Here is a 22,546-nt window from a genome sequence, read left to right as displayed (position 1 = left end):
CCGATATCCTCTGAGGTGATGGTCAACGACGCGCGATTCCCCACCCTGACTCAACAGCTCTTCCAGCTCGCGAGCGGCTCAGTCACGTCGGTGGAACTGGTCCAGCGCTCGCTCGACGCCATCACGGCCAGCCAGCCGACACTGAACGCGTTCCGCGTGGTGTTCACCGACCGGGCACTCGCCGACGCCGCCCGCGCGGACCGCAAACGTGCCGCGGGCCAGGATCTTTCGAAACATCCACTCTTGGGCATTCCGATCGCGGTCAAAGACGACGTCGACGTCGCCGGGGTGCCGACCCGCTTCGGCGCCGACGGTACGGTCCGGCCCGCCGCCCAGGACGCCGAGGTGGTGCGGCGGTTGCGGGCGGCGGGTGCGGTCATCGTCGGCAAGACCAACACCTGCGAACTGGGTCAGTGGCCGTTCACCAGCGGGCCGGCGTTCGGGCACACGCGCAACCCGTGGTCACGCGAGCACACTCCCGGTGGGTCCTCGGGCGGTAGCGCCGCGGCGGTGGCGGCCGGACTGGTGACCGCCGCGATCGGCTCCGACGGCGCGGGCAGCGTGCGCATCCCCGCGGCGTGGACGCATCTGGTCGGCATCAAACCGCAGCGCGGCCGCATCTCGACATGGCCGCTGCCGGAGGCGTTCAACGGCATCACGGTCAACGGCGTGCTGGCCCGCACGGTCACCGATGCCGCACTGGTGCTCGACGCCGCGTCCGGAAACGTCGCGGGCGATCGTCATCAGCCGCCGCCGGTGAACGTTTCGGAGTGCGTCGCGCAGGCGCCCGGCCCGCTGCGCATCGCGATGTCGACGAAGTTTCCTTTCACGGTGTTCCGGGCCACGCTGCATCCGGAGATCCGCGCGGCGATGGACGTCGTCGCCGAACAACTGCAGCAACTCGGGCACACCGTCGTCGCGGCGGACCCCGAGTACACGCTCGGCATGTCGTGGAATTTCCTGTCCAGGTCGACGTCGGGACTGCTGGAGTGGGCCGACCGGCTCGGCCACGACGTCAGGCTCGACAAGCGGACCAAGGCCAACATGCGCATGGGCCGGTTGCTCTCGGAGCATGTGCTGCGCAAGGCCCGCGCTCGCGAAGCCCGCGCGCACCGCCGGATCGGCTACCTGTTCAACATCACCGACGTGGTGTTGGCGCCGACCACCGCACAACCCCCGCCCAAGGTGCACGAGTTCGACCGCCTCGGCGGGCTGTCGACCGACCGCACGATGATCAAGGCCTGCCCGGTCACCTGGCCGTGGAACCTGCTTGGCTGGCCGTCGATCAACGTGCCCGCCGGGTTCACCAGCGACGGCCTGCCGATCGGCGTGCAGTTGATGGGACCGGCGAACAGCGAGCCGCTGCTGATCTCGCTGGCCGCAGAGTTGGAGGCGATCAACGGCTGGGCGATGAAGCAGCCGGAACCCTGGTGGCTTCCCGAACCGGCGCCAGATCCTGAGCCGGCGGCCTCCGATGTGCCCATAACGGGTCCCGACCGGCCAGAACACGAGGACGTCTCCGACGAGGTCGCGTAAAGTCTCCCGGAATGAGAGCGCTGCGCTACACCCGTGCGGTTCCGGTGCTGGCCTTGATGGGCGGCCTGGTGGGTGGCGCCGTCGCCGGTGCTCCGGGCGCCGCCGCTGACAACAAACGGCTCAACGACGGCGTGGTGGCCAACGTCTACACCATGCAACGTCAGGCCGGCTGCGACACCGACATCAAGATCAACCCGAAGCTGCGGCTGGCCGCCGAATGGCACACCAACGACGTGCTGAACAACCGGGCGCTGAACGGCGACACCGGCTCGGACGGGTCGAGCGTCACCGACCGTGCGCGTAAGGCGGGCTACGCGGGCGGCGTCGCCGAAACGGTGGCGATCAACCCGGCGTTGGCGATCAGCGGCATCGAGTTGATCAACCAGTGGTACCACCGGCCGGACTACCACGCGATCATGAGCGACTGCTCCAACGTCGACATCGGTGTCTGGTCGGCGAACTCGCTCGACCGCAGCGTGGTGGTCGCGGTGTACGGCAAGGGCGATGTGGCGCCACCTGCGCACGGGCCGGGCCGGCCGTTCGGAGAGCCGGGCTCGGGCGCCCAAAGCTAGACGCCCATAGCTAGAAGCCCAAGCGGCCCAGCTGTTTCGGGTCGCGCTGCCAGTTCTTGGCGACCTTGACCCGCAGATCGAGGAACACCTTGGTGCCCAGCAGCTTCTCGATCTGTGTGCGGGCCGCGGTGCCGACCTCGCGCAGCCTGGCGCCGCCCTTGCCGATCACGATGCCCTTTTGGCTGTCGCGTTCGACGTACAGGATCGCGTACACATCAACAAGCGGGTTCAGGTCGTCGCGGTCCTCCCGCGGCGTGACCTCCTCGATGACGACGGCCAGCGAGTGCGGCAGCTCGTCGCGCACACCCTCGAGCGCGGCCTCGCGGATCAGCTCGGCCATCAGGGTTTCCTCGGGCTCGTCGGTGAGCTCGCCGTCGGGATAGAACGCCGGTCCCGGTGGCAGTTGGGCGGCCAGCACGTCGACGAGCACGTCGAGGTTGTCAGCCGCGGTCGCCGACACCGGAACGATCTCCACGTCGGGGCCGACCAGCTCGCTGACCGCGACCAGTTGTGCGGCGACGCGGTCCTTGGGGACCTTGTCGATCTTGGTGACCACGGCGACCAGCGTGGTCTTGGGCGCGACGGCGCGGATCTGGTCGTGGATCCACCGGTCCCCCGGCCCGATCTTCTCGTCGGCCGGGATGCACCACCCGATGACGTCGACCTCGGAGTAGGTGTCCTTGACCAGATCGTTGAGCCGCTGCCCCAGCAAGGTGCGCGGCCGGTGCAGGCCCGGTGTGTCGACGAGGATGATCTGAAAGTCCTCGCGGTGCACGATGCCGCGGATGGTGTGCCGGGTGGTCTGCGGCCGGTTGGATGTGATCGCCACCTTCGCGCCGACCAGCGCGTTGGTCAGCGTGGACTTGCCGGTGTTCGGCCGCCCGACGAAACAGACGAAGCCGGAGCGGAATTCGCTGCTCATTTCGCGCCGAGACTGCGGGGAGATCGCGAAATCCGCCAGAAACGCGATCTCTGCGCAGTTTCGACGGTCATGGGATCACCGTGCCGGCTCGATCGGTGACGATCACCTCGGCGTCCGCCGACAGTTCACGCACCGCGGCCACCCCCGCGTCGTCGAGAGAGCCGCCGACGAGCACCGCGGCCTCCAGACCGGTTGCGCCGCTGGCGACCGCCGCGGCGACGGCGACCTGAAGCGCGGTGAGTTGCAACGTCTTCAACGCCACCGGGGCGCCGGCGTAGGTGCGGCCTTCGACGTCGCGCACGGCCGCGCCGCTGCCCGCCTCGGCGCGGCCCATCGCGCCGCGGGCCAGGGTCACCAGCTTGGCGTCCTCGGCGTCGAGCTCACTCATCGTCGTCGTCTCCTTCGGGAGTCTCGGTACGGCTGACCAGAACAGTGCCGATGCGCACCCGCCCGCGGTGGTCCGGTCCGCCTTCGGCCTTCAGCCGCAACCCGTCCCACGTCACCTCGGCGCCAGGCAGCGGCACCCTGCCGAGTTCCAGTGCGACCAGGCCGCCGACGGTGTCCACGTCGAGATCGTCGTCGAATTCGATGTCGTACAGTTCACCGAGGTCTTCGATCGGCAGCCGGGCAGACACCCGATAGCGGTTGTCGCCCAACTCTTCTACGGGCACCACTTCGCCGGCGTCGTACTCGTCGACGATCTCGCCGACGATCTCCTCGAGCACGTCCTCGATGGTGACCAGGCCGGCGATGGCACCGTACTCGTCGACCAGCAGGACCATGTGGACGCGGTCGCGCTGCATCTCGCGCAGCAGCTCGTCCAGCGGCTTGGAGTCCGGCACGAACACCGTGCGGCGCATCACGTCGGAGACTTTGGTGCCGCGACCGCCGTCGGTCGAGTAATACGTCCGCTGGACAAGGTCTTTGAGATACACGACGCCGACCACGTCGTCGACGTTCTCGCCGATGACCGGAATGCGGGAGTGGCCGCTGCGCACCGCGAGCGAGGTCGCCTGCCCCGCTGTCTTGTCGCTCTCGATCCACACCATCTCGGTACGCGGCACCATCACCTCGCGCGCCGGGGTGTCGCCGAGTTCGAAGACCGACTGGATCATCCGCCGCTCGTCGTCGGCCACCACACCGCGCTGCTGCGCCAGGTCGACCACTTCACGGAGTTCGATCTCGGAGGCGAACGGGCCGTTACGGAATCCGCGGCCGGGGGTCAATGCGTTACCGATCAACACCAGCAGCCGGCTGATCGGCGTCAGCAGCACCGAAAGCACCTGCAGCGGAAGCGCGGCCAGCAACGCGATCGTGTACGCGTGTTGCCTGCCCAGGGTGCGCGGCCCCACGCCGATCACGACGAAGCTGACCACGACCATGATCGAGGCGGCCACGAACAGTCCCCATGTGACGCCGAGGTGGCCGTCGAGGTAGGCGGCGAGCAGCACGGTCGGGCCGACTTCGCAGGCGATGCGCAGCAATACGATCAGGTTGATGTAGCGCGGGCGTTCGGCCACCACCTTGGCCAGGCGCACCGCTCCGGGTCGCTCGTCGCGGACGAGTTCCTCGACGCGCGCCATCGACACGGTGCTCAGCGCGGCGTCGATCGCCGCGAACAGCCCGCCGAAGGCGACGAGCACGATCGCGAAGATCAGCTGTCCGACACCGGTCACAGTTCGTCGAAGAATCGGGAGTTGTCGAGGAGCCGGCGTTCCTTCTCGGACTGGCGGTCCTGGTGGTACGCCTCGACCTGGTCGGCCACCCACTCCTCGAGCAGTTGGCGCTGCAGGGTGAACATCTCTTTTTCCTCGGCGGGCTCGGCGTGGTCGTAGCCCAGCAGGTGCAGCACTCCGTGCACGGTGAGAAGCGCCAGTTCCTGGCCCAGCGAGTGGCCGGCCGCGGTGGCCTGTTCGGCGGCGAACTGCGGGCACAGCGCGATGTCACCGAGCATGGCCGGGCCGGGTTCGGGCGCATCGGGCCGCCCGCCGGGCTCCAGCTCGTCCATCGGGAAGCTCATCACGTCGGTGGGGCCCGGCAGGTCCATCCACCGCATGTGCAGGTCGGCCATCGCCGCGGTGTCGAGCAGCACCATCGACAGTTCGGCCGCGGGGTTGACGTTCATCTTGCGGATGACGAAGCGGGCGACGCTGATCAGTTCCTCTTCGGAGACGTCGATGCCCGACTCATTGGACACCTCGATGCTCATATCGAAATGCTCATGCCCGCTACCGCCGCGGCCGGCCGCCGCCGGAGGCGCGTCGCTGCGCCCGGTTCAACTGGGCCGGCTCGTCGTGCCTGGCGTAGGCGTCGACGATCTCCGACACCAACCGGTGGCGCACGACGTCGGCGCTGGTGAGTTCGGCGAAGTGGATGTCGTCGATGCCCTCGAGGATGCGCATCGCCGCGTGCAGACCCGACGCGGCTCCGCCGGGCAGGTCAACCTGCGTGATATCGCCCGTCACAACGATTTTCGAGTTGAAGCCCAGCCGGGTCAAGAACATCTTCATCTGCTCGGCGGTGGTGTTCTGCGCCTCGTCGAGAATGATGAACGCATCCGAGATCGTTCTACCCCGCATGTACGCCAGCGGCGCGACCTCGATTACACCCGCGCTCATCAGCTTTGGGATCAGCTCGGGGTCCATCATGTCGTGCAGCGCGTCGTAGAGCGGCCGCAGATACGGGTCGATCTTCTCGCTCAGCGTGCCCGGCAGAAAGCCGAGGCGCTCACCGGCTTCCACGGCGGGACGGGTGAGGATGATCCGCGACACCTGCTTGGACTGTAATGCGTTGACCGCCTTGGCCATCGCCAGATACGTCTTACCGGTGCCGGCCGGTCCGATGCCGAACACGATGGTGTGCGCGTCGATTGCATCGACATAACGCTTCTGGTTCAACGTCTTCGGCCGGATCGTCTTGCCGCGCCGCGACAGGATGTCGAGGGTGAGCACCTCGGCGGGCGACTCGTTGCCGGTGCCGGTGAGCATCGCGACGCTGTGCCGCACGACTTCGGGGGTCAACGACTGGCCGTTGGCGACGATCGCGATCAGCTCGGAGATCACCCGCTCGGCCAACGCGACGTCGGCGGGTTCACCGGAGAGCGTGAGCTCATTGCCGCGCGCATGGATATCGGCGGAAAGGGCGCGTTCGAGCGCACGTAGATTCTCGTCGGCGGAACCCAGTAGGCCCACGATGAGATCGGGCGGAACGTTGATGCTGCTGCGTACCGACTCAGAAGACTGATCAGAGTCAGCGGTCGTCTCGCGGGGCGTCAAGAGGGTTCAGTGCCTACTTTCTGGTTCTGGCCTGGCCGTTGCTGATGTGATGCTCACAGTTTACCGCTGGTCAGCGACCAGTCCCAATGGTTAACGCGGCAGGCGGGCGAGAGGCCGGCCAGCTTTGCGCCACCAGCGCATCGGCCCCTAGGCGGCGTCACCCCGCACAGCCACAAAAACGTGGTGGTCGAGCGGCGCGAGCGGATGGTCGGCCGCCGGCAGCGTGAGGACCGGCGTCAGGCCGCTCGCGGTGAGCTCACGATGCCATTCCGCCCTGGTCAGCAGGATTCGGTCGGTCCCCGCGCGGACATCGGTCAAGCCCACCTGAGGTTGATCCGCAGCAGGCGACATGAGGAAGTACACCGAGGTCATGAAGGAGCAGTTCGCCTTACAGACCTCGATGAACACGACCGCACCGCCGGGCCGCAGCAGGTCGTGAATCTCCCGCAGGGTGCGCCCGACGTCACGCGCGTTGTGCACCACGTTGGCCGCGACGACGATGTCGCAGGCCGGCTGGCGGCTCAGATCATCGTTGAGGTCCACGATCGCGAACTGCATCCACGGGTGCTTCGCGTAGCGCTGCCTGGCCGCGTTGAGGAAGAAGGTGGAGACATCGGTGAAGCGGTACTGCACCGGCAAACCGGTCAATGCAGCCACCAGGTCGTCGGTCATACCTCCGACACCGGCCCCTAGTTCCAGGATCTGGACGGGCGAGTGGCCGGCCTCCGCGAGCCGCTGGACATGGTCGGCAACCGCGGTGCGCGCGCCGAGGTTGAGGTAGCGGCTTACGGCGTTGTCGCGGTAGAACGCGTCGGCCCGGTCCGTCGCACCGTCCGGAAACAGCAGCTCCTGCACGCTGCGACCGTCGCTGACGAGATCGACCAGATACCTGTTGGCATCATCGAGGAATCGGCCGTAGGGCGCCGGATATCCGAGATCTGTGCACACCGCGACCAGATCGGGACGGCTCGGCGTCGGCACGTCGCGCAGCTTGCGGTAGCCGCCGGCGCCGTCGTCGCGGACCAGACCGACGAAACCCCGAGTGCTCAGCTCGTGCAGCCATTGGCGCAGCACCCACCGGTGCCGGGCGGCGAAGTGAAGTCGCTCGGCGATCACTTCGGCGGTGTGCCCGTCACCGTCGCGCAACACCGGCTCGACCAGTCGCCACATGGCGCCGAGCCCGAACAGGTCGAGATCCTCGCGTGCGGAGGCGATTTGGTCGGCGTCGAGGTCGGCATCACGCTGGCTGCCGACGGGCGTCGGTGCGACGGCCGGTGCTGTACCCGCTGAAGGCCGCGGGCCCACGCTCGGCCCCGCCGCGGTCACCATGGCCGTCACGTCGTCGAGCCTTGCACCGCCGAGCAATTCCCCGACCGCGACCTCACGGTTGAGTTCGGACTTGATCCGCCGTCGCAGTTGCAACGCGTTGAGCGAATCCAGCCCGAGCGCCACCAGCGGCGTCGTGGTGTCCAGCGCCTTCTCATCGTCGGTCCCGATCACCTCGGCCAGCAGCTGCAACAGGATCTGCTCGACGCCACGGTCCGGTGCCGACGGGCGTGTGCCACCGGGTTCGGCGGGTGCGACAGTAGGCGCAGGACCCCCCGCACCGGCGCTGACGACCTTCACTACGTCGTCAAGCGACATACCACCCAGAAGGTCGGAAGCTCCTATCTCGCAACTGAATTCGATTCTGAGACGCCGGCGCAGCTGCAATGCGTTGAGGGAGTCCAGCCCGAGCGCCACCAATGGGGCCGTACTGTCGACCGCCTGCACGTCACCGGCCCCGATCACCTCGGCCAGCAACTGCAGTATCGGCGTCGTTGGGCCGCCCGCGCGGCGAGCCGGCTCTTCGGCATTCCGCGCCACCGTCGCTACGAGCTGAGACAGCGTCGGTCCGTAGCCCAGTGTCCCGAGCACCGCACCGGCGCGTTCCCAGTCGAAAGCCGCCACCATGATGTTGCGAGGGGATCCGCTGAGCCCGAGTGTGATTGCGTCGGCCGAACGCATGGGCAGGTAGCCGATCTCGGCGAGGTTCGCGATGTCGGTGCGGCTCTGCCCCTCGTAGATCGCCCACTGACCCCACTGCACCGAGCTGCAGGCGCGCCCCGCGGCGCGCACTTCGTGCGCATAGGCGTCGAGCATCCGGTTGGCCGCCGCGTAAGCGATCTTGCCGCGACCGCCGAGCACCGCCGCCGTCGACGAGCACAGCAGCACATGGCAATCGGTGGCGAGGGCGACCGCGTCGAGGACATTCGAGATACCGACCGCTTTGCCGCGTAGCGCGCTGTCGAACTGTCCTTCGGTGAGGTCAGTCAGGGTATGCACCGCGGCGGATGCGTCGTCTAGCACCGCATGAACGACGAGATCCACTGGCGCTTCACCGATGTCAGCGGCCATCCGCCGTACGTCGCTGACGTCGGCGACGTCGCAGGCGATGACCCGGATCTCGGTGAGCGCCCGCAGGGGACGGAGCTGTTCGGTGGTGGCGCGTGTCTCCCCTGTCCGGCTCACCAGCGTGATACGCCGGGCGCCGTGTCGTGCGGCGTGCCCGCAGAACTCCAGCCCCACCCGGCCGGTGCCACCGGTGATCAACACGTGCCGGCTGTTCAGCATCCACGGCGCGTCTGCGGCGATGGCCTCCACGAGCCGCTTTCCGTACACGGTGCCGTCACGCAATGCGAGGTCCGGCTCGTCGGCGGTGTGCAGTGCGGCGATGATCGCCTGCGCCGACTCGGCGCCCGGGTACCGGTGCGCGAGGTCGAGGTGGCGAAAAGTGATATCCGGGTATTCACCCCCGAGACAGCGGAATCCGGCGCTGATCGCCGCGGCGTACGGATGCGGCGCACCATCCGCCGGGACCACGTTCTCGCCGTCGACGGTGACCAGCCAGTACTCCTTCGGCGCGGCTCGCGGGAGCCACCACTGCCGGTCGACGAAGAACTTCGCGACGAGCCCGGCGGCCTCGACCTGGCTCATGCGCTCGAGCGCGGGCACCAGGACCACAACGGAGTCAATGTCTTCGCCGGTATCGTCCACGTCGCCCAGGGGGCGCGCGAAGACTCCCTGCTGCGCGGCGGACGAACACAACGCGGCAACCAAGTCGGTATCACCGCCCATGTGGTCAACAATGCCGAAGGATCGGGGCGGCACCGTGGCGCGCCGCTTGAGCGGGACCCAGTCCTCGACGATGACCTGCGGCGGTGCCGTGGCTTCGGCCGGCGGCGGTGCCGTGGCTTCGGCCGGCGGCGGTGCCGCTTCAGCCGGCGGCGGTGCCGCTTCAGCCGACAGCGCCGGCTCCCGATCAGCAGGCAGCGCCGAGAACCCATGGTGCGGCAACCACAGGGTCTGCTCATTCATCTGTGTATTCGGGAAGTCCAAGAGCGGAAGCGACGCGGGCTCCGTCGGTTCGGTCCGCAGGACATCCCATCGGTAGTCGATGTCATCGACCGCCAGCAGGGCGAGGTTGCGGGTGAACTCCGTGAGGTCGGCAGCCTCCCGGGTGGACGTGCCCACGACGGTCGCCGACGGCGCGTCGAGCGTGTCGAGGTTCTCTTGAATAGCGAGCTGCAGTGTCGGATGCTCGGCGAGTTCGACGAAGGTGTCGACCTTTGCCCCGATCGCGGTGGCGACCGCCTTGTCGAAGCGCACGATGTTGCGCAGGTTCCAGAACCAGTAGTCGCTGACCGCCACGTCGGCGGACACGGGCTCGCCGAGTGTCGAACCGATGCAGTCGATCTCGCTGTCGCGGAACCGCGCATTCGGGATGTGAGAGTGCACAGCGGTCTCGATGACCTCACGGAATTCGTTGACCCGGCTCGTGTGCGCCGGGTATCGGACCGGGATGAGTCGGGTGAACCGGCCGCACTCCGCCAGCGTGTCCACACTCGCCCGTACCGTGTCGCGGTCTCCGGATATACCAACGAGGCGCGGCGAATTGACCACCGACACTTGCGCCCAGCCGGTTTGGCGGGCCAGTACGGCTTCGCATTCATCGCGGTCGGCGGCGACGACCGCCATCGCGTAGTCGTCAGATGAGATGGTCTCGACCGCACGCGCCCGGGTGCCGACGATCGTCACGGCATCCTCGAGCGTCATCTTCCCCGACAGGTAGGCCCCGGCGATTTCGCCCTGGCTGTGCCCGACGACGGCGGCGGCGGTGACACCGACCGAGCGCCACATCGCGCCGAGTGCAACCATCAGCATGAACAGCGCCGACTGCACGACCACCGTGCCGTCGCCGGCGCTGCCGGCGCCCAGCAGGTAGCCCAAGGGGGATTCGCCGAACAGTGCGCCGAAATAGCCGTCGCAGCGGTCGGCTTCGGACCGGAATGCCGGCACGTCGCGGTAGAACAGTGCGCCCATACCCGGGCGCTGACCACCCTGCCCGGGCAGCACATACGCGCGCCGGCGCTCGCCCGCCGCCTTCTCGTTGCGGACCACGGCGGCGTGCTGGCGACCGTCGGCCACCGCGCGCAGCGCTTCGACGAGGCCGGCACGATCGGTGACCATGACAAGCGCGCGGTAGCGCCTGGGAAGCCGGGTTCGAAACAACATCGAGGCGACGCGCTGGGGCTGGACCCAGGGCTGAGCCTCCAGATACGAGATCAGCGCGGAGGCTTCGGCGCGAAGTAGGTCCGGGGTGTCCGCCGACAGCAGTACCGGAACGGTTCCATCGGGCATCCGGTACTCAGAAATCGTCGTTCTCCTCTCGCATCGGCATGCCGATGATGGTGTGCGCGTTGACTCCACCCGCCCCGTAGGAGGACACCGCGCCATATCGACTGCCGTCCTTGGCTTCCCATGGATGCAGCTTGGTGGCCAGCCGAAGGCCGGTTCTGTCCCAATCCACCTGGGTGGTCGGGTTGTCGGTGAACAGCGACGCGGGGATCTGGCCGTGCCATCCCGCCAGTAGCACCTTGATCACGCCCAGCATCCCCGCCGCCCCCTGGGCGTGTCCGAGATTGGACTTCGACGATCCCACGAAAGCCGTTGAGTGGGCGGCGCCGTAGGTGTTGACCAGTGCGGTGAGTTCGGCGCGGTCGCCGGCGCGGGTGGCGGTGCCGTGTCCTTCGATCATGCCGACGTCCGCGGCGTCGATGCCTGCTGCGTCGATGACCCGGCGGATCAGCTTCTCCTGCGCGTCGGCCCGCGGAGTCAGGATCGCCTTGCCCTTGCCGTTGTGGTTGTAATGGCTGGCGAGAATCCGTCCGAAGATGCGGTGTCCGAGGCGGCGCGCCCGCGATTCGCGTTCGACGACGACAAAGCCCGCACCCTCGCCCCATAGCGTTCCGGTCGCGTCGTCGGCGTAGGCGCGGCAATGCCCGTCGGCGGCAAGGGCGTTGTGCTTGGCGAAGTCATAGATGATGACCGGGCTGCCCATCACGCACACGCCCCCTGCCAGTGCCCAGTCGCACTCGTCGTTGCGCACCGCGGCCGCGGCCAGGTGCAGCGCGGTCAGCGACGACGCGCAGGCGGTGTTGACGGTAGCCGACGGGCCGGATAGCCCCAGCGAATGCGACACCCGTCCAGCAATGCTGTCGGTCACCATGCCGACAGTCCGGTAGCCGCTGTATTCGTCAGCCCTCGTACCCAGCGGTCCGTACTCCGTCGGGTACGCCCCGACGAAACAGCCAGCTTCCTCTTCGTCAAGCGCGCCGGCGTTGATTCCGGTGTTCTCCACCGCTTTCCACGCCACGCGCATCGCGAGCCGGATCTGCGGATTGGTGACGGCGGCCTCACGTTGGCTGATGTTGAAGAAGACGGGATCGAACGCGCCCGCGTCGGCCAGGAATCCGCCGGCGTCACACACGTCGGCCCACCCGTCGTGGCGGGACAGAGTGAACATGTCCTCCAGCGGCCAGCCGCGATCGCGTGGCATCGGACCGATCAACTCGCGCGCTTCGCTCAGTGCGGACCAGTACGCCAGCGGTGTATGGACTTCGCCCGGCGCTGCCACAGCCATTCCCGATACGACCATGGGGTCGATATCGGGCGCCGCTTGCATGGTCACCGCCGAACTCCGGTCTGGGTCATGTGTTCTCGGATGTCATCGACGTGGTCGAGGAGGAAGAAATGTCCACCGTCGAACATCGTTATCTCCACATCGTCGCTGTGCTGCCGCCAGCCGTGGAGGTCCGCCATCGACACGATGGGGTCCTGATCTCCGCCCAGCACACTGATCCGCGCTTCGATGCGTGCTGCCGGATCGCACGAATAGGCTTCTGCGGTACGGTGATCGGCCTTGACGACCGGTAGCGTCAGCGCGACGAGTTCGGGGTCGGCTACCACGTCTGCGTGAGCGCCCCCGAGCCATCTGAGATGGCGCAGAAGCCTTTCCTCGTCTTTCGGTGCCGGCGGCTTGTCCGCTATCCGGTGAGGGGCGACCGCGGCCAGGATGGTGAGTTGGTGTACTCGCACCCCGGCGGATTCGGCGATTCTGGCGAACTCGAACGAAACCAGCGCGCCCATACTGTGGCCGAAGGTGGTGATCGGGATACCGCGGTTGAACTCCGAGGTCTGAAACTCAGCGAAGGCACCCGCCGCGATGTCGGTCAGCGATGTCGGCGCCGGCTCAGCCGCACGGTCCTGCCGACCCGGGTACTGCAGCGCAATGACTTCGAAGTCATCACAGAGCACCTCCGAGAATTTCCGGTACCACGACGCTCCCGCGCCGGCGTGCGGGAAGATCAGCAGCGGTGGCCGGTCGATTGATTCCCGATTGTGAAACTTCCTCATCCATAACGGATTACGTCCCATAACTGCCCCCTGCTGTCGTTGGAGCCCATCGGGCCGTGGATGACGATGCCGAACGCCTGAGCAGCAAGCAGGGGTCGCTCGGCTGGGCACAACGCGTCGCTGGGTTGCGGCCGCCACGGGTAGCATGCGGCGGGCCCGGTACGACCGGTATCGAGGCGTACTTGTCGGAGCCAAGATTCCGCACGGGAATTCAACTTAACCCAACTTCGTATTCTGCTGGGGGCTTCCTATTTCGGTGCGGGAAACCACGGTTCGGAAACTGGAAATCGGCTGGCGTGAACCGTCATCACCACCGACTCGTCAGCACACCCACCGCGCCCAGTGCGACCGCCGCGGCGGTCGACGTCCGCAGCACGTTCGGACCCAACCGCACGACCGTCGCACCCGCATCGGACAGCGCCGCGAGCTCGTCGTCGGTGATCCCGCCTTCCGGTCCGACGACCAGGATCAGCGAGTCGGCCGACGCCAACGGCACGTCGGTGAGCCGCTGCGTCGCCGATTCATGCAACACCAGCGCCACGGAACCGCCGCCGAGCCGGTCGACCAGTTCGGCCGTCGACACCACACCGTTGACCGACGGGATGCGGGCCCGCCGGGACTGCCGGGCCGCCGACCGGGCTACCGCGCTCCACCGCCGCAGCCCCTTGTCGACCTTGGCAGCCGTCTCCCACCGCGCCACGCATCGGGATGCCTGCCACGCTACGAAGCCGTCCGCTCCGGCCTCGGTGGCCAGTTCGATGGCCAGCTCGGAGCGATCCGACTTGGGCAGCGCCTGCACGACGGTGACGGTCGGCGACGGGGGTGGCACGAAGCGCCGATCGAGCACCCGCGCCGTCAGCCTGCCCTTGGCGACCTCGTCGACCTCGCAGTGCGCCAGCTCGCCGGCGCCGTCGCTGAGCTGTAGCGACTCACCTGGCCGGATGCGGCGCACGTTGGCGGCGTGGAAACCCTCGTCACCGTCGACGACCGCGCGCTCACCCACTTCAGGCAGGGCGTCGACATAGAACAGCGCGTAGGTCACGGCGTATTGGCCCGAGATTGCACTGAAGGTCGTCGATTGCGGTCCGGCACAGCCCCGAGTGCAATCTTCGGCATAGGTACTGCCCGTTCTAGCGGCCGCTGAACGTCTCACGCAGCCGACTGAACAAGCCGCCACCGGTGGCCGTCGCCTGCGTGGAGCGCACCTCGGCGACGTCGCGGGTCCGCTTCTCCTTGAGCTTCCGCAGCAGTTCGACGTCGTCGTTGTCCAGCCGCGACGGCACCACGACGTCGATGTGCGCGTGCAGATCGCCGCGCACTCCCGAGCGCAGATGCGGCATGCCGTGCCCACGCAGCGAAACCACCGAACCCGGCTGGGTGCCCGACGGGATGCTGACCTCGGTGGGTCCGTCGAGGATCGCGTCGACGGTGACCGTGGTGCCCAGCGCCGCGTCGACCATCGGCACCGAGATCGTGCAGTGCAGATCATCGCCGTCGCGCAGGAATGTCGGATGCGGCTGCTCGTGCACCTCGACGTACAAGTCGCCTGCCGGCCCGCCGCCGGGGCCGACCTCGCCCTGAGCCGCCAATCGCACCCGCATCCCGTCGCCGACACCGGCCGGGATCTTCACGCTGATCTCCCGGCGGGCGCGCACACGGCCGTCGCCGCCGCAGCGGTGGCACGGATCCGGAATGACCTCGCCGACGCCGCCGCACACCGGGCACGGACGCGACGTCATGACCTGGCCCAGCAGAGAACGCTGCACGGTCTGGATCTCGCCGCGGCCGCCGCAGGTGTCGCAGGTGACCGGGCTGGATTTGCCGTGGGTGCCCTTGCCGTGACAGAGGTCGCACAGCACCGCGGTGTCGACGGTCACCTGCTTGGTCACGCCGGTCGCGCACTCCTCGAGGTCCAGCCGCATCCGCAGCAGCGAATCCGAACCCGGGCGTACCCGGCCGACCGGACCACGCGAGGTGGCGCCCCCGCCGAAGAACGCCTCGAACACGTCGCCGAGACCGCCGAAGCCGGCGAACCCGTTGCCGCCGGCGGCACCCGCCGTTGCCAGCGGGTCGCCGCCGAGGTCGACGATGCGGCGCTTCTCCGGATCGCTGAGCACCTCATAGGCGACGCTGATCTCCTTGAACCGCGCCTGCGCCTCTTCGTCCGGGTTGATGTCGGGATGCAGTTCACGCGCCAGCTTGCGATAGGCGCGCTTGATCTCTGCATCCGACGCACCCTTGCTCACTCCGAGCAGCCCGTAATAGTCGCGTGCCACGCTGACCTTGCCTGTCTTCCTGGTTAACCGTGCCGGCCGCTACCGGCTGCCTAAGACTTCCCCGATATAGAGAGCAACCGCAGCGACATTAGCGATAGTTCCCGGATAGTCCATTCGGGTGGGGCCCAACACCCCCATGCCGCCGTACACCTTGCCCGAACTACCGTAAGCCGTGGTGACCACCGAGGTACCCGCCATCTCCTCGGCCTCGGTTTCGTGGCCGATGCGCACGGTCACCTTGCCGGCCTCCTGCTGCGCCGCCAGCAACCGCAGCACCACCACCTGCTCCTCGAGCGCCTCGAGCACCGACCGCAGCGAGCCGCCGAAGTCGGCGGTGTTGCGGGTGAGGTTGGCGGTGCCGCCCAGCAGCAACCGCTCCTCGCTGTGCTCGACGAGGGTCTCGACCAGCACGGTCGCCGAGCGCCCGACCGCGTCGGCGAGCCCGCCTCGCCCGTTGAGCTGCGACGCCAGATCCGACACCGCTATCGACGCGGCGGCCAGCGGCTTGCCCTCGAGCGCCTGCCCGAGCAGGTCGCGCAGCTTGACCACATCATGCTCGTCGAGTGCGTCCCCGAGTTCGACGATCCGCTGGTCCACCCGGCCGCTGTCGGTGATCACCACCAGCAGCAGCTTGGCCGGGGTGAGCGCAACCACCTCCAGATGCCGGACCGACGACGTCGACAGCGTCGGATACTGAACGATCGCGACCTGGCGCGTGAGTTGGGCGAGCAGGCGCACCGCGCGGCGTAGCACGTCGTCGAGGTCCACACCGGATTCGAGAAATGCCAGGATCGCGCGGCGTTCCGGCGACGACAGCGGCTTGACCTCGTCGATCCGGTCGACGAATTCGCGATAGCCCTTCTCGGTAGGAACCCGGCCGGAGCTGGTGTGGGGCTGGGTGATGTAGCCCTCGGCTTCCAGCACCGCCATGTCGTTGCGCACGGTCGCACTCGACACACCGAGGTTGTGCCGCTCGACGAGTGTCTTCGATCCGATCGGCTCCTTGGTGGCCACGAAGTCGGCGACGATCGCGCGCAGCACCTCGAACCGGCGGTCGTCGGCGCTACCCATGTCTGATCACCTACCCCTCGAGTCACGTCAGCACCCATTTTAAGGGCACCAACAGCGCAGACAGCGCCCGAGCACTGTTCGTATCGCGCGCGGGCCAATTGCATTAGCCTTTACACCTGATGCCGGCGTGACGCCGCAGCCCGGGGGTACGACGCGAAGGACGTTCGCCGGATGATTTTCAAGGGAGTCAGAGAGGGCAGGCCGTATCCCGACCACGGCTTGTCACATCGCCAGTGGGCGCAGATTCCGCCGCGGCAGATCCGCCTCGACGAACTGGTCACCACCACCACGGTGCTCGCGTTGGACCGGTTGCTTTCGGAGGATTCGACGTTCTACGGCGACCTCTTCCCGCACGCGGTGCGATGGAAGGGCATCTGCTATCTGGAGGACGGGTTGCACCGGGCGGTGCGCGCCGCGCTGCGCAACCGCACGGTGTTACATGCGCGCGTGTTCGACATGGATGTGCCGACACGAGCCGACGCGTGGGCCCAAGCGCAACGGGCTTAGCCGCGCCGTACCGCGGGCAGCGCGCTGTCGTCGCCGGCTGTGGTCGAGGCCAGGTCGGCGCCCAGGATGCGGTCGGACAACAACCCGAGGCACGACAGGTTCGGGAATCCGGGTCCCTGTGTGAGGCCGGACAGGCCCGGCAGGAACAGCTTCGGCGCCACGCCGGTGACGGCGAGATCGTCGCCGATGGACTCCTGCAACGCATCCGGAGTCAACGGTGCGCCGATGCCCAGTTCCAGCAGATCCAACGCGTCCTGGCCGAGCAGCGGCACAAACCACATGGCGTCGGCGCCCGAGCCGTCGATGACCAGATCGAAACCGTGGACAGTCTCCAGCGACTCCCCGCCCGCAGTGGTGCTCAGCGTCAACCGGATTCGGCTGTCGCGCGCGACCGCGTGCGCGACCCGGCCGCGCAGGTGGCGTATCCGGTCGTCGGCGAGCAGCGCCTCCTGCACCCGCGCGGAGAACACCCCGCGGTCGGTGCGCATCAACGCGTCGCGCCGCTCCCCCATCGTGAGACTGGTCCAGCCGGTGGGATCGGAGAACAGCGTGTTCTCGAAGAACCCCTCACCGCGGGTGAACAAAGTCACCTGGGGTGAGATCACTGTGATCGTCGAAACCCGGTGGCGGAAAAGCTCATTGAGGATCGACGCGGCGGTCTCGCCACCGCCGATGACGGCTACCCGTTCGGCGCGGATCACCTCGTGTTGCGCGGCGCGATGCCAGAACTGCGCGATCGACAGCACCCGCGGATTGCCGGGCAGGATCGAACGCTCGGGCTGCCCGGGTCCGGTGATCATCAGGCCGTCGGCCGTCACCGTGCGGTCCGGGGTGCGCAGTGCCCACCGCGGCCCGCCGGAATCGGTGTCGACCGAAATGGCCTGCACCTCACCGTTGATCACGGTCATCTCGATGTTGGCCGCGACCCAGCGCAGGTACTGGCTCCACCGGCGGTGGGTGGGTGCGGGCCTGCCGCGGTCGATCCACTCGGCGAACTGCCCGGTCGAGATCAGGTACTGCTGCCAGCTGTGCCGGGTCATGCGTTCGTCGAGTTCGGCGTTGCGGCGCGGCACCAGCGCCGAGCGGTACGGGAAGCCGACGTCCTTCTCGGGGCTGGTGCCCAGCCGGTGCTGGCCGTCGGTCCAGCCGCCGTCGGCCTGCCAGTTGGCGGCGACACCGGTCTTCTCGACCGCGACGACATCGGGCACGTCGAGGCCCATGTCGCGCAGTTCGGCGGCCTTGGCGGCCACGGCGACGGCTTTGGCGCCCGCGCCGACCACCGCGAGTGTGCGGCTCATGAGACGACCTCTCGTAGCGATTCCTGCCACATCGCCTGCAGCGTGGTGACGTCATCGGCGGTCAGGATGTCGGGCAGCGTGCGCCACTGGGTGCCCAGCACCGGTGCGTCGGTATCGCCGAGCACCGCCGCCAGCACGGTCAACTCGTGCCGAACCGCCAGCTGCGGCTCAGGAAGCGGCGACACCCCGGCGAGCAGCGCACGGTCCGGCCGAAGCGCGCCGCCGTCGATGCCGACGTGCACGCGGCCCAGGAAGTTCAGCAGCAGCTGCGGCTCCCGGTAGGCGGCCAGCCGTTCGGCGGTGTCCGGCCGCAGATAGCGCAGCAGCCCGTAATCGATGCCGTCGCCGGGTATCTGGCCTACGTCGCGCGCCGCGCGCACCCGCAGCGGATAGATCGCGGTGAGCAGCCCGACGGTGTCGGAGGTGTCGGCGCCGTCGACGACACCGTCCGCGCGGCCGTGGGTTTCCAGGGCCAGCAGCGGCGGCGGTGTCTCCTGCCCCCGGTGCAGCCGCCAGCGGGTGACGGTGCGCGCCGCGGCTTCGGCCAGCAGGTGCGGTGCGGGTTCGGACCCGTTGAGCAAGCGCAACGTCAGGTCGGTCTCGGTCATTGCCATCGAGACGACGACGTCGCCGACTCGATCGGTCTGCGGCCGCAGCCTGCGCGCACCGAGGGCGGGGTCCTCGCCGTCGAGCTGGGCGGCCCAGAAGTCGGCCGTGTCAAGCGCGTAGGCCCGCTCGCTGAGCAGCCGCGACCAGCGGCGGTAGCTGGTGTGTTCCGGTGTCGGCGCCGGTTCGCGACCGGACGCGACGGTGTGCCACGCCGCGTCGAGTTCGGCCAGCACGATCCGCCAGGACGCCGGGTCCATCGCCAGCACGTGGGCGGTCAGCAGCAGCACACCACCGCCGCTGGGCGGCCGCAGCCACACCGCGACGAACATCGAGCCTTGTTGCGGGTCAAGGTGTTCGACCGACCGTCGGGCGTGTTCGGCGACGGCGTCGGCCAGGGTTTGGGCGTCACCGTCGATCCGCACCTCGGTCAGCAGATCCTGCGCCGGGTGCTCGACGAACGTCATCGTCTGCCGGTCCAGCCGGCTGCGCAGAACTTCATGGCCGTCGACGACCGCGCGCAGCAACCGCTCGAGCTGCGTACCGGTGATGCCGTCGGGCAACGCGATGGCCTCGGTCTGCGCCAACCGTCGCGGATGGCCGTGCTCATAGAGCCAGTGCGCGTTGGGCAGCACGGGGACGGGGCCCTGCGCATCGTCGCCGTGGCGGGCGATCGCCGATTCGCTGTCGACGGCCGCGGCGAGCTCGCGCAGCGTCGCGCACTCGAGCATCAACCGCGCGCGTAACGGGATGCCGCGCCTGCGCGCCGCCTGCACCACCGACAGCGCCACGATGCTGTCCAGGCCGAGCGCGAGGAAGTCGGCGGCGACGTCGATGTCGCCGCTGTCGGTGCCGTTCAACACCTCGGCCAGCACGGCCGCGAGCGCCGCCTCCGTCTCGGTCTCCGGGGCAGCCGACGGCCCTTCGGCAACGGCGATTTCGGCGAGGGCGGCTTCGTCGACCTTGCCATGCGCCGTCAACGGCATCTGATCGACCACCACGATGGAGTGCGGAACCATGTAGCGCGGCAGGCGCTTTGAGACCAGCGTGCGCAGCTCCGCCACATCCGGCGCCGGCGCCGCAGCGACGAAGGCCACCAACTGAGGACCCCACCGCTGTTCGCGCACCGCCACGTGGGCGTGCCGCACCGCGGGATGGGTGTGCAGAACCGCCGAGATCTCGGCCGGTTCGACGCGGAAGCCGCGGATCTTCACCTGCGCATCCGAGCGGCCGAGGAACTCCAGCGCGGCGTCCGGTCGGCGGCGCACGACGTCCCCGGTGCGATACATCCGCTCGCCCGGCGCGAAGGGATCGGCGACGAACCGGGCCGCGGTCTCGCCGTGCCTGCCGAGGTAGCCAAGGGTCAGCTGACGACCCGCCAGATACAACTCGCCCGGCACTCCGTCGGGCACCGGGCGCAGCCACGAGTCCAGCACGTAGGCCCGGCTCGGCGACGTCGGGCGCCCGATGGTCGGCTCCTCGTGCTCGGCGATCGCGGCCACAACGGCTTCCACGGTGGTTTCGGTTGGGCCGTAACAGTTGTAGGCCGTCATCCCGGTCCGCGCGCACTCGTCACGGATCATGTTCCACGCCGGAATCCCGACGGCCTCGCCGCCCAGCGCCAGAACGCCGAGCGGCACCGTGGTCAGCAGTCCGACCGCGCGCAGCTGGGCGAACATCGACGGCGTGGTGTCGATCAGGTCGATCCCGTACCGGGCGATGGTCTCGACCAGCGCCTCGGCGTCCCGCTGGACGGCGTCGTCGACGATGTGCACCGCGTGCCCGTCGAGCAGGGCGGCCAGCGGCTGCCACGCCGCGTCGAAGGTGAACGACCAGGCGTGGGCGACCCGCAGCGGGTGCTGCAGCCGAGCAGCCGCCGGCCGCAGGACGTTTCGGGCGTGGTCATCGGCGTAGGCCAGCAGCGCCTGATGGGTGCCGACGACCCCTTTCGGTCGGCCGGTGGTGCCCGAGGTGAACACCATGTACGCGGCCTGGCCCGGCGCCGCAGGCACCGCGCGGAACTCCTCGACCGCTTCCGCCGCCGCGGCGAGCATCTCGTCGTCCACGACGACCGTCGCGCCACACTGGCCGAGGATGTCGGCGATCCGCTCCGCGGGCATACCGGGATCCAGCGGCACGATGACGCCACCGGCCTTCAAGACCGCGAACATCGCGATCACGTACTGCGGTCCGCGCGAAAGGCGTATCGCCACAGGCGTTTCGGTGGACACCCCGCGCTTCGCCAACGCGGCGGCCAGCCGGTCGGCCGACTCGTCGAGTTCCCGATAGGTGAGTTCGCCGCCGTCCCAACTCAGCGCCGGCGATCCGAGCCTGCTGCTCGCGATCTCGGTGAACGCGGTATGCACGCCGAGGTGCGAAGGGGCGGGCGCCAGCCCGGCCGCAGCGGTCTCGGCCTCACCGTCGAGCAGGACACTGACGTCGCGCAACGGGTTGTCCCAGTGGATGATCAGTCGTTGGGCGGTGGTGAGCACGCGGCGCCCGAGCGATTCCGGGCTCATCTGGCCGAGCGCACCGTCGATCACCTCGACCAGCACGGTGAGCTCGTCGTCGATCATGTGCGCGGCGATCGTGATCGGGAAGTGCGACACGCTCTCCAGCGCGGCCGGACGGAACGTGGCGCCGTTGGCGACGAAGTCGCCGCCGCCGACCAGACCGCCGGGCGGGAAGTTCTCGTAGACCAGCAGGGTGTCGAACATCTCGCCGATGCCACCCAGCGAACGCAGTTCGTTGTGGGGCAGATAGCTGTGGTCGCGCAGCTTGGCCGCTTCCCGTTGCAGGGCAACGCATTGCGCACCGACAGGGGCCACCGGGTCAAGCCGGACCCGCAACGGCACGGTGTTGATGAACAGCCCGACCATGGTCTCGACGCCGGCGAGCTCGCCGGGGCGCCCAGACACAGTTACTCCGAACACCACGTCGGAGCGGTCGGTGAACGCGGACAACATTGCAGCCCAGGCCATTTGGACCAGGGTGTTGACCGTGACGCCGCGCGACCTCGCGGCTTCGGCCAGGCCCAGCGAGGCGGCGCGATCCAGGTTGATCTCGGTGCGGCGCGGTTCCCCGGCGGGCGGCTCGCCGGAGGCCAGCGCCGGCGTGACGAGTGTCGGCCCCCCGAGGTCGGCGAGGTGTTCGCGCCACAGGTTGCGGCTGCTCTCCTGATCCCGGTGTGCGAGCCAGCCGATGTAGTCGCGGTACGGCCGCGGCGGCGGCGGTAAAACGGCGGGGTCACCGCCCGAGCGGTACAACGAGATCAGCTCACCGACGAACAACGGCAGCGACCAGCCGTCGATGATGATGTGGTGGGCGACGACGATAAAACGCCAACGCGGCCCGGGTGTTTGGATCAGCACGAACCGGATCGCCGGGCCGCGTTCGAGGTTGAACGGCCGGCGGCGTTCGTCGGCTTCGAGCGCGTCGACCTCGTCGGTCGCCGCGGTGATGTGCCGCCACGGCACGTCGACGCGGGCGGGCACCACCTGAACCGGTTTGCTCTGCGCGCGTAGGAAACTGGCGCGTAGGTTGGGGTGACGGGCCAGCATCGCCGCCGCACACTCGCGAAGCAGGGCGGTGTCGAGGTCGCCGGTGACTTCGGCGACCATCGCGATGACGTACGGGTCTTCGCCACCGTCCTCACCGGTGCTCAACTGCGCCAGTGAGAACAACCCCTGCTGCAGCGGGCTGAGCGCCATCACGTCCTCGATGGCGACCTTCGGTTCGGTCTTGGGTC

General features: G+C 68.4%; 16 protein-coding genes. 3 read left to right on the top strand and 13 right to left on the bottom strand.

What is annotated here, in order from left to right:
- Positions 1-18 precede the first annotated feature (18 nt).
- Complete coding sequence (locus tag AU185_RS06630; protein WP_059102453.1) at positions 19-1,536, top strand: amidase; 1,518 nt, start codon at positions 19-21, stop codon at positions 1,534-1,536.
- Between the two features lie 11 nt (positions 1,537-1,547).
- On the top strand, positions 1,548-2,108 hold the full coding sequence (locus AU185_RS06625; RefSeq protein WP_059102452.1) for a CAP domain-containing protein: 561 nt from the start codon (positions 1,548-1,550) through the stop codon (positions 2,106-2,108).
- A gap of 10 nt (positions 2,109-2,118) precedes the next feature.
- Here the strand turns inward: AU185_RS06625 and era are convergent, their stop codons facing one another.
- The 11 genes from era to hrcA all read right to left on the bottom strand — a co-directional run bounded on the left by era (position 2,119) and on the right by hrcA (position 16,387).
- On the bottom strand, positions 2,119-3,030 hold the full coding sequence (era, locus tag AU185_RS06620) for a GTPase Era (protein ID WP_059102451.1): 912 nt from the start codon (positions 3,028-3,030) through the stop codon (positions 2,119-2,121).
- Positions 3,031-3,097: 67 nt separating this feature from the next.
- Complete coding sequence (locus AU185_RS06615) at positions 3,098-3,418, bottom strand: cytidine deaminase-like protein (protein WP_059102450.1); 321 nt, start codon at positions 3,416-3,418, stop codon at positions 3,098-3,100.
- Positions 3,411-4,706 (bottom strand): hemolysin family protein, encoded by a 1,296-nt coding sequence (locus tag AU185_RS06610; RefSeq protein WP_059102449.1) that lies wholly within the window; start codon positions 4,704-4,706, stop codon positions 3,411-3,413. The genes AU185_RS06615 and AU185_RS06610 overlap by 8 nt, the downstream gene beginning before the upstream one ends.
- Entirely contained in the window at positions 4,703-5,239 is a 537-nt protein-coding gene (gene ybeY / locus AU185_RS06605; RefSeq protein ID WP_059102448.1) for an rRNA maturation RNase YbeY, read from the bottom strand. Before ybeY ends, AU185_RS06610 begins: the two co-directional genes overlap by 4 nt.
- 19 nt (positions 5,240-5,258) lie before the next feature.
- Entirely contained in the window at positions 5,259-6,305 is a 1,047-nt protein-coding gene (locus tag AU185_RS06600; protein ID WP_059102447.1) for a PhoH family protein, read from the bottom strand.
- Between the two features lie 147 nt (positions 6,306-6,452).
- The gene (nbtC, locus tag AU185_RS06595) at positions 6,453-10,985 is read right to left on the bottom strand and encodes a nocobactin polyketide synthase NbtC (protein ID WP_231740465.1); all 4,533 of its coding nucleotides are present in this window, start codon (positions 10,983-10,985) and stop codon (positions 6,453-6,455) included.
- A 7-nt stretch (positions 10,986-10,992) separates the two neighbouring features.
- Positions 10,993-12,309 (bottom strand): beta-ketoacyl [acyl carrier protein] synthase domain-containing protein, encoded by a 1,317-nt coding sequence (locus AU185_RS06590; RefSeq protein ID WP_059102499.1) that lies wholly within the window; start codon positions 12,307-12,309, stop codon positions 10,993-10,995.
- Between the two features lie 2 nt (positions 12,310-12,311).
- Entirely contained in the window at positions 12,312-13,061 is a 750-nt protein-coding gene (locus tag AU185_RS06585; RefSeq protein ID WP_059102446.1) for a thioesterase II family protein, read from the bottom strand.
- Positions 13,062-13,347: 286 nt separating this feature from the next.
- Positions 13,348-14,082: a 16S rRNA (uracil(1498)-N(3))-methyltransferase gene (locus AU185_RS06580; protein ID WP_059102445.1), complete on the bottom strand. Its 735-nt coding sequence runs from the start codon at positions 14,080-14,082 to the stop codon at positions 13,348-13,350.
- Between the two features lie 88 nt (positions 14,083-14,170).
- A complete protein-coding gene (gene dnaJ / locus AU185_RS06575) occupies positions 14,171-15,316 on the bottom strand; it encodes a molecular chaperone DnaJ (RefSeq protein WP_059102444.1) in 1,146 nt (381 codons plus the stop codon).
- Between the two features lie 39 nt (positions 15,317-15,355).
- Entirely contained in the window at positions 15,356-16,387 is a 1,032-nt protein-coding gene (gene hrcA, locus AU185_RS06570; protein ID WP_059102443.1) for a heat-inducible transcriptional repressor HrcA, read from the bottom strand.
- Between the two features lie 171 nt (positions 16,388-16,558).
- On the opposite strand from hrcA, the gene AU185_RS06565 reads away from it, so the two are divergent.
- Positions 16,559-16,894 (top strand): type II toxin-antitoxin system VapB family antitoxin, encoded by a 336-nt coding sequence (locus AU185_RS06565; protein WP_059102442.1) that lies wholly within the window; start codon positions 16,559-16,561, stop codon positions 16,892-16,894.
- On the opposite strand, the gene mbtG is transcribed toward AU185_RS06565, so the two are convergent.
- Together mbtG and AU185_RS06555 are read right to left on the bottom strand one after the other, a co-directional pair.
- On the bottom strand, positions 16,891-18,192 hold the full coding sequence (gene mbtG, locus AU185_RS06560) for an NADPH-dependent L-lysine N(6)-monooxygenase MbtG (protein WP_059102441.1): 1,302 nt from the start codon (positions 18,190-18,192) through the stop codon (positions 16,891-16,893). The genes AU185_RS06565 and mbtG overlap by 4 nt on opposite strands.
- The gene (locus tag AU185_RS06555) at positions 18,189-22,508 is read right to left on the bottom strand and encodes a non-ribosomal peptide synthetase (RefSeq protein ID WP_059102498.1); all 4,320 of its coding nucleotides are present in this window, start codon (positions 22,506-22,508) and stop codon (positions 18,189-18,191) included. Before AU185_RS06555 ends, mbtG begins: the two co-directional genes overlap by 4 nt.
- Positions 22,509-22,546: the final 38 nt, after the last annotated feature.

The organism is Mycobacterium sp. GA-0227b (assembly GCF_001499855.1).
Classification (GTDB): domain Bacteria; phylum Actinomycetota; class Actinomycetes; order Mycobacteriales; family Mycobacteriaceae; genus Mycobacterium.
Note: the sequence above shows the minus strand (reverse complement) of the source record. Positions and strands in the feature narration are given on the sequence as shown.